We start from the raw sequence: 11,663 nt of genomic DNA, 5'->3' as shown, positions 1-11,663 counted from the left end.
CCGGCACCACCTACGTACGCGAAGGCGGATTCCTCCACAACGCCGCCGACTTCGACGCCGCCTTCTTCGGCATCTCCCCCCGCGAAGCCCTCGCCATGGACCCACAGCAGCGGCTACTCCTGGAGACCTCCTGGGAAGTCCTCGAAAACGCCGGCATCGACCCCACATCACTGCGCGGCAGCCGCACCGGCGTCTTCGCCGGTACCAACGGCGGACACTACGCCGCAAGGGTGGAGAGCGTGCCGGAGGACGTCGAGGGCTATCTGGGCACCGGCAATTCGGCGAGCGTGGTCTCCGGCCGGGTCGCCTACTCGCTCGGCCTGGAGGGACCGGCGGTCACCGTGGACACGGCCTGCTCCTCGTCCCTGGTGGCCCTGCACTGGGCGGCCCAGGCGCTGCGCCGGGGCGAGTGCTCGATGGCCCTGGCCGGTGGCGTGACCGTGATGGCGTCCCCCGAGCCGTTCACCGACTTCAGCCGGCAGCGCGGTCTGGCCCCGGACGGCCGGTGCAAGGCGTTCGCGGCCGGTGCCGACGGCACCGGTTGGGGGGAGGGCGCGGGCGTCCTGCTGCTGGAGCGGCTGTCCGACGCCCGGCGCAACGGCCATCGGGTGCTCGCCGTGGTACGGGGTTCGGCCGTCAACCAGGACGGCGCCAGCAACGGCCTCACCGCCCCCAACGGCCCCTCCCAGCAACGCGTCATCCGCGAAGCCCTGAGCAACGCCGACGTGCCGGCCGCCGAGGTGGACGCGGTGGAGGCGCACGGCACCGGCACCGCGCTCGGCGACCCGATCGAGGCCCAGGCGCTGCTGGCCACCTACGGCCAGGACCGCCCCGCCGACCGGCCCCTGTGGCTCGGATCCATCAAATCCAACATCGGCCACACCCAAGCCGCCGCAGGCGTCGCCGGCATCATCAAGATGGTGCTCGCCATGCGGCACGGCGTACTCCCCCGCACCCTCCACGTGGACGAGCCCTCCACCCACGTCGACTGGTCCACCGGGGCGGTGGAACTGCTCACCGAAGCACGCCCGTGGGAGCGCGACGACCACCCGCGCCGCGCCGGCGTCTCCTCCTTCGGCATCAGCGGCACCAACGCCCACGTCATCCTCGAAGAACCACCGACGACCGACATCGAACCCGCCCAGGAGCGACCGGACCTGCCGGTCGTCCCGTGGGTACTGTCGGCCCGGGACGATGCCGCGCTGAAGGCACAGGCCGACCGCCTGCTCTCCCACGTCAAGGGCCTCGCCGATGCCGAACCCACCGACATCCGGGACGTGGGCCTGTCGCTGGCCACGACCCGGTCGGCGTTCGACCACCGGGCCGCGGTCGTCGCTCAGGACCTCGACGGCTTCCTGGCCGGTCTGGAGCGCCTGGCGCTGGGCGAGACCGGGCCCGGCGTCGTCCGGGGCGTCACCACCGGGGGAAAGCTGGCGTTCCTCTTCACCGGCCAGGGGTCGCAGCGACCGGGAATGGGCCGGGAGCTGTACGCGGCCTTCCCGGCGTTCGCGCTGGCCTTCGACGAGGTGTGCGCGCACTTCGACGGCTTGCTCGACCGGCCGCTGAGGGACGTCGTGCTCGCCGACGGGACCTCGGCCGACGCGGCGCTGCTGGACAGCACGGAGTACACGCAGGCCGCGCTGTTCGCGCTCGAGGTGGCGCTGTTCCGGCTGTTCGAGTCCTGGGGCGTGCGCCCGGACTTCGTCGGGGGGCACTCCATCGGTGAGCTGTCCGCCGCCCACGCGGCGGGGGTGCTGTCGCCGGCCGACGCGGTCACGCTCGTGGCCGCCCGGGGCCGGCTGATGCGGGCACTGCCCCCGGGCGGGGCGATGGTCTCCGTCCGGGCACCCGAGGAGGAGGTCCTGCCGCTGCTGGCCGGTTACGCGTCGCGGGTGTCGGTCGCCGCCGTCAACGGACCGTCGTCGGTGGTGCTCTCCGGTGATGAGGAGGCCGTCCTGGAGCTGGCGAACGTGCTCGCCGGGCTGGGGCACAAGACCAAGCGGCTGCGCGTGAGCCACGCCTTCCACTCCGCGCGCATGGACGCGATGCTGGAGGAGTTCGGCCGGATCGCCGGCACGCTGGACTTCCGTGCCCCGCGGATCCCGGTGGTCTCGAACGTGACCGGGGAGCTCCTGGCCGCCGAGGAGGTGTGCTCACCGGAGTACTGGGTGCGGCACGTGCGCCGGCCCGTCCGGTTCGCCGACGGGGTGCGCACCCTGCGCGAGCGAGGGGTGACGACGTTCCTCGAACTCGGCCCGGACGCCGTCCTGACCGCCATGGCCGCGGAATGCCTCGGTCCGGACGCCGGCGACCATGTGTGCGTCCCCGCGCTGCGGGAGGGCCGCCCCGAACCGGAGGCGGTGTCCGGCGGGTTGGCCGCCCTGCACGTGCGCGGCGTCGCCGTGCGGTGGCCCGCCGTGTTCCCGGGCGCCGCCGTGGTCGAGCTGCCCACGTACGCCTTCCGGCGCGACCGCTTCTGGCTGCCGGCGGGTACGCGGGGCGGGAACGTGGCCGCCGCCGGCCTGGGCGCGGCGGACCATCCCCTGCTGGGTGCCGCGATGCCGCTGGCCGACGGCGACGGAGTGCTGCTCACCGGCCGGCTGTCGTCGCGTACGCACCCCTGGCTCGCCGACCACACCATGCACGGCACGGTGCTGCTGCCGAGCACGGCCTTCGTGGAGCTGGCCGTACGCGCCGGGGACGAGGTCGGCTGCGGCCTGATCGGCGAACTCGCCCTCGAAACACCCCTTGTGCTGCCCGAGCGCGGTGCCGTACGCGTCCAGGTGCGCGTCCAGGCTCCGGACGAGCGGGGCCGGCGCGTGCTCGGCGTGTACTCGGCGGCCGAGGACGCCGCCCCGGACGCCGCCTGGGCGTGCCACGCCCGGGGCGTGCTCGCCCCTGACGCGTCCGAGGAGCCGTTCGCCCCGTTCCCCTGGCCGCCGGCCGGTGCGACCGTCGTCGAGGCCGACGCAGTCTATGAGCGGCTCGCGGGAGCGGGCCTGGGCATGGGGCCGGCCTTCCGGGCGGTGCGGAAGGTCTGGCGGCGCGGCGAGGAGGTCTTCGCCGAGCTGGTGCTGCCGGAGGAGGCGGGCGGCGGCGAGGGATACGCCGTGCATCCGGCCCTGTGGGAGGCGTTCTGGTACGCGGCGGGGGTGGGCCCGGTCCGGGCCGGTTCCTGGTCCGGCGCGCGCGTATGGGCCACGGGCGCGGAGTCGGTGCGGGTGTGGATGGGCCCGGCGGGCCCCGACGCCGTATCGGTGCGGATCGCCGACGACGAGGGGCTGCCGGTGGTGTCCGTGGACCGGCTCGTCCTGACGCCGGTCACCGCCGGCGACCTCGCCGGGCAGGACACGGCCGCGGACTGCCGGTTCCGGGTCGAGTGGGCGGCGCTGCCGCTGCCCGCGGCCTCCGGGCAGCGGCCGTGCGTGGTCGGCTCCGGGCCCGCCATGGCGCTCGGTGCCGACCCGGACCGCTCCTTCGCGGACCTGGCGGCGCTGGGCGCGGCGGTGGACTCGGGGGCCGGCGTGCCGGAGACGGTGCTGATGCCGTGCCCGGACGGGCCCGGCGACGGCCTGGCGGCATCGGTGCGGACGACAACCCTGCGCGCGCTGTCGGCACTGCGGCAGTGGCTGGCGGACGAGCGGTTCGCCGGTTCCCGGCTGGTACTGGTGACCACCCGCGCCGTGACCGTCGGCTCCGGTGCCGACGGGCCGGACCTCGCCCAGGCCCCCGTGTGGGGTCTGGTACGGGCCGCTCAGGCGGAGAACCCCGGCCGGTTCGCGCTCCTGGACGTGGACGCGAGCGCCACCGCCGACGCGGTGCGTGGTGCGCTGGCCACCGGAGAGCCTCAGCTGGCGGTGCGGGGCGGTGGCGCGTTCGTCCCACGGCTGGCCCGGCTGGGGGCGCCGGAGGCATCCGGCACCCCTGTGTTCGCACCGGACGGCACGGTGTTGCTGACCGGGGCCACCGGCGGGCTCGGCGCGCTCGTCGCCCGGCACCTGGTGGCCGAGCGGGGCGTCCGGCGGCTGCTGCTGATCAGCCGCCGGGGCCCGGCCGCGCCGGGCGCCGCCGAGCTGTGCGACGAGTTGACCGCGCTCGGCGCCGAGGTCACCCTGGCCGCCTGCGACGCGGCCGACCGTACGGCGCTGGCGGAGCTGCTGGCCGGGATTCCGGCGGCGCACCCGCTGACCGCCGTGATCCACGCGGCCGGTGTGAACGACGACGGCGTGATCGCCTCGCTGACCACCGGCCAGGTGGACCGGGTGCTGCGCGCCAAGGCCGATGCCGCGGTGAACCTCCACGAACTCACCGAGCACGCGGAGTTGTCGGCGTTCGTGCTGTTCTCCTCGGCGTCCGGCATCCTCGGCGGGCCCGGCCAGGGCAACTACGCCGCGGCCAACGCCTTCCTCGACGCCCTCGCCCAGTACCGCCGGCGGGCAGGCCTGCCGGGCACGTCCTTGGCCTGGGGCCTGTGGGCGGAGCGCGGCGGCATGGGCGGCAGGCTGGGCGAGGCCGACCTGCGCAGAATGGCGCGGGGCGGCGTCCTCCCGCTGTCCGCCGCGGACGGCCTGGCCCTGCTCGACGCGGCGCTGTGGGCCGGGCCGGCCCTGCAGGTCCCGGTCCGGCTCGACCTCGCGACGCTGCGCTCCGCCGCGGCCACGGCACCCGTCCCCGCGCCGCTGCGCGGGCTGGCGCCCGCCCCGGCACGGCGCACCGCCCGGTCGCGCCACGACGGGCCGGCCGGCGGGGTCCCGCTCACCGAGCGGATGGCCGCGCTCGCCGGCGCCGAGCAGGAGCGCCTCCTGCTGGACCTGGTGCGCCGGCACACGGCGACGGTCCTCGGTCATGCCTCACCGGCGGCGGTCGCCCCCGAAGGGGGCTTCCTCGACCTGGGCCTGGACTCGCTGACGGCGGTGGAGCTGCGCAACCGCCTCCACGCGGAAACGGGGCTGGGGCTGCCGGCCACGCTGGTGTTCGACCATCCCTCGCCCGCGGCGCTCGCCGCGCACTTGGGGAAGCAGCTGATCACCACACGGGACGACGAGGCCGGCGCACCGGCCGTCGTGGAGGCGTTCGACCGGCTGACGACCGCCCTGGCGGCCGTGGCCCCGGGCGGCGACGCCCAGCGGGAGGTCACGTCCCGGCTGGAGGGGCTGCTGCGCCAGTGGCAGACGAAGGCGGCCGGCGCGCCGGTGGACGCGGCCCCCGCCGACCTGGATCTGGAGGCGGCCACGGTGGACGAGGTGCTGGAGCTCATCGACGAGGAGTTCGGGCTGTCATGAGGGTCTCGGCCCGCGCGTGCCCGGCGGCCGGGCGGGGCCCGGGCCGCCGGGGCCGGGGCGGGTGGTTCCCGCCCCGGTCACGCCCTGTCGATGGTGATCAGGCTCAGGTCGGCGGGGAGGTCCGTACGGCGGTTGACGTTGAGCTTGCGGTAGGCCCGGGTGAGGTGCTGCTCGACGGTGCTGACCGTGATGTAGAGCTTGCGGGCGATCTGACGGTTGGTGTGGCCCTCCGCCGCCAGCGCGGCGACCCTGCGTTCCGCCTCGCTCAGCACGGCGGTGCCGGTGGGGCCGGCGGTGCCGGTGACGTCCGCGACGGGGACGGTCCCGTGCTCGAGCGCGGTGCGCGGGGCCGGCACCGTGTCCTCCCGCAGCAGGGCGGAGCCGCACTGCTTGGCCAGGTGCCAGGCCCTGCGCATGAGCATCCGGGCCCGCTCGGGCTCGCCGAGCCGGTGGTGGGCGTCGCTGAGGTCCTTGAGCGCGTGGGCCAGCTCCCGCCGGTCGCCGCACGCGTGCAGGGCCTCGATCGCCTCGCCGAGCAGGCGGGGGCGTTCCTTGAGGTCGCCGGTGGCCGCGAGCAGGCGCAGGGAGGTTCCCCGCAGCCGGTTCTGGGAGCCACCGGTCATGGCCAGTTGCTCGGTGATCAGCGCCTTGGCCCGCTCCGGCTTGCCCATGCGCAGCCACACCTGGGCCAGGTCCGTGCGCCACGGCACGATGCCGGGCAGGTCGATGCCCCAGGTGGCCATCAGTTCCCCGCAGGCCTGGAAGTCCTCGAGGGCGGCGTGGAGGCGGTCCGTCGCCAGGAAGTAGTGGCCCCTGGCACGCCAGTAGTGGAGGCCGAACTGGGTCTGGAACATCGGTTCCGGCACCGGCTCGGTGAGCAGGTCGGCGGCTTCCTCGAGCCGGCCCATGGCGGTGGTGGCCGTCAGCAGGACGGACAGCGGGCCGCCGATGCCGGTGCCCCACTTCTCCGGGGACATATGGGTCAGGGCGAGCCGGGTGTCCCGTGCGGCGGCCGGCAGGAAGCCGAGCCGGAGGGCGGTCTCGCCGCGGATGTTGAGCAGGACGGCCTGCCAGGCGGGCGCGTTGCGGGCGCCCGCCTCGACGAGCAGGGACTCGCACCACCGGGCGGCCGCGTCGGGCCGGTCGGCGTAGAGCAGTGCCCGCAGGACGTTCGTCAGCGGCTCCAGGTTGGTGTCGCTCAGGCCGTGGTTGTGCAGGATCTTCTCGGCTTCGACGACCACACTGTCCGCCCGGCCCTGGACCAGGGTCTTCTCCAGGAGACCGACGACCCGGGCATAGGGCTCGGCGGCCTTGGCCGGGCCGGGGTCGTCGCCCGCCAGCGCGGCGAGGGCGGCGGGGGCCCAGGGAAGCACCCCGGGGTAGCAGTAGGTCAGCCACAGCCGCAGGAACCGGATCTCCCCGGCGGCCTCGGGGGCCGGGGAGCCGGCCGAGCGGACCACCCGCTCCAGCAGTTCCCCGGCCTCGGCGACCCGTCCGTGCCACAGGAGGTAGCGGATGACCGTGATGGTGTGCGGCTGGTGGAGGTGGCCCTCGCGTACGGCCGTGGTCAGCCGCTCGAAGTGCCGGGCGGCCGTGGAGGGGTCGACCCGCCACTCGGTCGACGTCAGCAGGGTCATGATGACCGCCTGTTGCCGCGGGTCGGAGCTGGCCCGGTAGGCGTGTTCCAAGTACTCCGTGGCGAGGTCGAGTTCGTCGCGCCGGAGGGCTTGGCTGCCCGCCTCGTGCAGGACGTCGCCGGCCCAGGCGGGCAGGTCGCGGCCGGCCCTGAGCAGGTGTCCGGCGACGGTGTCGCCGGGGGCGCCGTCCTCGCGCAGCAGCACCGCCGCCAGCCGGTGGAGGGCGGCCCGCTCCTGGGGCGGGGTGTTGTCCAGGACGGCGTCGCGTGCCGCCGGGTGGCGGAAGCGCCCGTCCGCCGTGATGCCGGCGACGTCCAGGGCCCGGACGCCGTGGACGGCCGAGGCGGTGTCGATGCCGAGGAGCGGCGCGATCAGGGCGGGCGAGCCGTGGTCGCCGAGCACGGCGATCGCGGTGGCCACGGGCAGCAGCCGGGAGTCACGGCGGCGCAGACAGATCAGCACGGCCTCGTCGAAGGCCTCCCCGGGCACCGGGCCGCGCGTCCGGTCCCCCCGGGCGGGGTGGCCGGCTCCGCCGTCCTGGTCGTCGATGAGCGCGTTCAGCAGGAGCGGATTGCCGCCGGTGGCCTCGTAGTAGTCGGACACGGGGGCACCGGCCCCTCCCTCGCCCAGGCGCTCGGCGAGCACGCGGGCCACACCGTCCATGGTCAGCGGGGACAGCCGGACGCGGCGACTGTGCGGCTGCCGCAACAGCTCGGAGTGCAGCAACGGGTCGATGAGCCGCTCGCCGTCGTACTCGCTGAGCACCATCAGCACCGGTGCCGTTCTCGTCCGCAGGGCCAGGAACAGCAGGCCGCGCAGCGAGAAGCTGTCCACGTACTGCATGTCGTCGACGGTGATCACCACCGGCTGCCGCGCGGACAGGTCGCACAGGATCGCCCACAGATGGTGCATCACCGGCGCGTAGACCTGCTCCAGGGCCCTCTCGGACTCCTGTGCGGACTCCGAGAGCAGGGCGATGCACCGGTCGGTCCCCAGCGCCTCCGAGAGGGCCTCCCAGTGCCGCTGGGTGAGCGGGGCACGCTGGAACAACTGCCCCATGACCCCGAACGGCAGCGGATGTTCCGTGGGAGAGCCGGTGGCGCTGAGGACCAGTGCGCCGGACTCCCTCGCGTGCTCGGCGAAGGCTTCCAGCAACTCGGTCTTCCCGCTGGCCAGGGGGCCGTTGACAACGGCTATCGCGCCCTTGCCCTCGACCGAACCGGCCAGCATGTCTTGTAACGCACGGAGTTTGTCGTCTCGCTCGACCAATGGCATTCCATATCCCCCCGATGAATCTGCACACGTAGTCGACATCGCGAAAGATAAGAGGTCCGAAAATCGTTCCCGTTCGGACGGCGGAGAAGCCGCACCGGACCTGTGACTCACGACGAGCGGGCCGGTCACGGCAGGCATGACCGGCCCGAGCCGCTTCGACGTGGTCGCCGATGACACGTCGATCCGGTTCAGCATGAAGAACACTGAGGTGAAGGGCCGGGAGCGCTACAGAAATGTCGCAGCCATGCCACTCCCCCCGCGTGCGGACAACGACGATCGGCCGGGCGAGCCCGGCGTCCTGATCGCTCTGGCCAAGCTAACACAGCGGGTTGACGAGACTGAACCATACATCTATCCAATTGACCGACGATGTCGCGTAGTTGGCCGGTGAACCACCATTGGCGTACCGGTCACGTCGAGGGCCGGCCGGTCCGGCCGCCGACGGACTGCGGGTGCCGGAAGAACCCGGCCGGGTCGTAACGTCGTCGCACGTCCAGCAGCCGCGGATGGTTCACGCCGTGGTACGACCACGCCCAGTCGCGCAGGGACGGATCGGGGAAGTTTATATAGGAATGCCCGTTGGACCGCGGATCGAGCACGCCGAAGCCCCGGTCCACCCACGCCTGGGCGGCCGCGGCGTCCTCGGCGGCGGGCGTGGGGTCATCCATGCCCAGCGTGTAACGGATGAGGAAGAGGGCGTCGCGGTGGACGTAGGCGGTCTCGGTCCTGCCCGGCCGGGACGCCTCTCCGCCCAGCGCGGTGAACCCCAGGTACCGCAGCTGGCCCGGACGGCGGTCCGCCAGGAACGCGGTGAGCGCCGCGTCCAGCCCCGCGGCGTCCAGCGGGGCGTCGAAGAGCCGGTGGCGCTCGCGCTGCATGCCCTGGCGCCGCAGCACCGCCTCGGGGTTCTGGCCGACCCGGTGGCACTGCTCCACGGTCACGTCCGCACAGCCGTACAACCGCATCATGGCCTTGTCGTAGGGAAGTTCGTCGACCGTCGCGACGGCGGGGCGCGCCCCGGCCGCCGCGTACAGCCGGTCCAGGGCGGCGTCGAGCTCCGTCCGGGGGCCGAGGTAGCCGCCCTGCAGCAGCACGCTGGGCTCGGTTCCGGGCCTGGCGTCCATCAGCACCGCGCCGATCGAGGAGTTGAGGTTCACCGAGCCGTCGACGGACCAGCGCTGCCACGCCGCGAGAACGTCCAGGGCGTGGTCCCAGGACCAGCTCAGGGTGAACGAAGTGATCACCGGGACCCGCGTCGGGCGCACCTCGAAATCGACGACGACGCCGAAGTTCCCGCCACCGCCCCCGCGCAGCGCCCAGAACAGATCCGGCTCCCGCTCCGCCGAGCAGCGCACGACACGGCCGTCCGACAGCACCACGCGCGCCGACACCATACGATCGCTGCCCAGGCCGAACTTCCTCGTCTGCCAGCCGATGCCCCCGCCGGTGAGGAAGCCGCCCGCGCACACCGTCGGGCACAGGCCGTTGATCACCTGCACGCCGTACGGGCGCAGCGCGGCCATCACGTCCACGGACTGCGCACCGGGCCCCATGAACACCGTCGACGCGCCGGCCGCCACCCGGTTCATCCGCGACAGGTCGATGACCAGGCCGCCCTCGGTCGTCGACCAGCCGGCGAAGTTGTGGCCGCCGCTGCGCGGCACGGCACGTATGTCGTGCCGCCGGGCGAAGAGCACGCATTCCCGCACGTCCTCCGGCGTCACGCAATAGGCGATCGCCCGGGGGCGGACCGCGTCGAATTCCACGATCTGCACCTGTTTGGCCCGCTCGTAGTCCGCGTCACGAGGCAGGACCAACGCGCCGCGCAACCGCGCCCGCAACCGTTCCCAATCGACGCCGGCCGCCCGCGCCGGCCACACCGCCCCACTCGCCGCGGCACCGGCGGCGAGGCCGCCCGCCGTGAACAAGGACCGCCTGCTCAGCACTTCCCCTCCAAGGGTGTCCGTCTTCTCCACGGCAGTGCCGCTATTCCGTCGCCCACCGATTTTCGGTATACCGGACCCGGAAACCGAGGACCGTCAATAGCACGGATGCCGGATCAAATTCCCCACGCTAAAGGCGATTTCGCGGGACGGACAACCCCTACCGCCCCCTATTGGCGACCCGCTTTTCGCGGGGGTGGCGGGAGTGTACGGTGAACCCCCTCACGTTCCGTCGCCCCGTCATGCCGAGGTGAGTTCATGGCACGGTGCCTTGCGATTTCCGGCTCCCTGCGACGCGAGTCGCTCAACGGCACGTTGCTGCGCGCCCTGCCCGCCCTGGCCCCCGAGGGCCTGGAGTTCGACTTCTTCCCGGGGCTGGGAAACCTCCCCCTGTACAACCAGGACCTCGACGGCGACCGACCGCCGGGGGCCGTGACCGCGCTGCGCGAGGCCATCAGGGCGGCGGACGGACTCGTCCTGGTGACACCCGAATACCTCCACGGGCTGCCCGGCGTGGTGAAGAACGCCATCGACTGGGCCTCGCGCCCCGTCACCGACCCCGCCCTCACCGGAAAGGCCGTCGTCGTCCTGGTGGCCACGACGGGCCGGGCCCTGGGATTCCGCAGCCGCTCCGACGCCGTCCAGCTGCTCACCGAACTGTGCAACGTGGTCGTTCCCGCACCGGAGGTCGTCCTCAACTCCGCCCAGGACACCCTCACGCGCGAGCCCGACGGAACGATACGCATAACGGACCCGATGACGGAGGCCCTCATCCGCGTCCAGCTGCACACCCTCGCCGACCTCATCGACAGCGGCGCCGCCCGGACCCTGTCGGCCTCGGTGCGCGGCCATCTCGCGCGCTTCGTCACACCGCCCGGGTGAGCGGCGCGGCCGTAACGCGCGGCCCGGCCGGATCAACAGATCACCGATCGAGCGTTGATCTCCTGTTGAACACCCGTTTCTAACCTCCTCGAGGCAATCACCCCCGAGAAATAGGAACGGGTCCGATGAAGGCATCGATCAAGCAGTCGTCGAAGAAGTCGTACATTTGGGGCACTCTTGTCCTGGCCGCGATGGGCGTGGCCGCCCTGCCCGCGCCGGCACAGGCGGCCGCCCAGGCCGGACAGCTCGTCGGCCTCGCCGGCAAGTGCCTCGACGTCCGCGGCGGCGCCCGTGACAACGGCGCCCCGGTCCAGCTCTACGGCTGCAACGGCACGGAGTCCCAGATGTGGATGTACGTCGAGCAGCCCGGTGAGATCGGCGCCACGATGACCGCGTTCGGCAAGTGCCTGGACGTCGCGTCCAGCGGCACCGCCGACGGCACGCCCGTCCAGCTGTGGGACTGCAACGGCTCGGGTGCCCAGAAGTGGGTGCGCTACCAGGGTGACGTCCTGGTCAACCCGCAGTCCAACAAGTGCCTCGACGTCCGCGGCGGCAACACCAACGACGGCACCCCGGTGCAGATCTACAGCTGCAACTACACCGCGTCCCAGGTCTGGAAGTTCTGACCCTAAGCCGTGAATGCG

5 protein-coding genes are annotated in these 11,663 nt (G+C 73.3%); 3 read left to right on the top strand and 2 right to left on the bottom strand.

The window, feature by feature from the left end; all coding sequences use genetic code 11:
• Window positions 1-5,282, top strand: a 5,282-nt coding sequence (locus K6I33_RS08645) for a type I polyketide synthase (RefSeq protein WP_229349500.1), incomplete at its 5' end; no start/stop codon positions are given.
• Between the two features lie 77 nt (window positions 5,283-5,359).
• On the opposite strand, the gene K6I33_RS08640 is transcribed toward K6I33_RS08645, so the two are convergent.
• Together K6I33_RS08640 and K6I33_RS08635 are read right to left on the bottom strand one after the other, a co-directional pair.
• Window positions 5,360-8,194: a LuxR family transcriptional regulator gene (locus tag K6I33_RS08640; protein WP_275126660.1), complete on the bottom strand. Its 2,835-nt coding sequence runs from the start codon at window positions 8,192-8,194 to the stop codon at window positions 5,360-5,362.
• 410 nt (window positions 8,195-8,604) lie between these two features.
• A complete protein-coding gene (locus K6I33_RS08635) occupies window positions 8,605-10,170 on the bottom strand; it encodes an FAD-binding oxidoreductase (RefSeq protein WP_229349496.1) in 1,566 nt (521 codons plus the stop codon).
• 225 nt (window positions 10,171-10,395) lie between these two features.
• Between K6I33_RS08635 and K6I33_RS08630 the strand changes: the two genes are divergently transcribed.
• Entirely contained in the window at window positions 10,396-11,019 is a 624-nt protein-coding gene (locus K6I33_RS08630) for an NADPH-dependent FMN reductase (RefSeq protein ID WP_229349494.1), read from the top strand.
• Between the two features lie 125 nt (window positions 11,020-11,144).
• Window positions 11,145-11,645 carry an RICIN domain-containing protein gene (locus K6I33_RS08625; RefSeq protein WP_229349492.1) on the top strand — a complete coding sequence of 167 codons (501 nt, stop codon included), beginning with the start codon at window positions 11,145-11,147 and terminating at the stop codon, window positions 11,643-11,645.
• Window positions 11,646-11,663: the final 18 nt, after the last annotated feature.

Source organism: Streptomyces sp. UNOB3_S3 (assembly GCF_020740895.1).
In the GTDB taxonomy this organism is placed as follows: Bacteria; Actinomycetota; Actinomycetes; order Streptomycetales; family Streptomycetaceae; genus Streptomyces.
Note: the sequence above shows the minus strand (reverse complement) of the source record. Positions and strands in the feature narration are given on the sequence as shown.

What these genes read in the sequence shown, in the direction of transcription:
- K6I33_RS08630 (WP_229349494.1), top strand. Translation starts at nt 10,396, where the DNA reads ATGGCACGGTGCCTTGCGATTTCCGGCTCCCTGCGACGCGAGTCGCTC.
- K6I33_RS08625 (WP_229349492.1), top strand. Translation starts at nt 11,145, where the DNA reads ATGAAGGCATCGATCAAGCAGTCGTCGAAGAAGTCGTACATTTGGGGC.
- K6I33_RS08640 (WP_275126660.1), bottom strand. Translation starts at nt 8,194, where the DNA reads ATGCCATTGGTCGAGCGAGACGACAAACTCCGTGCGTTACAAGACATG.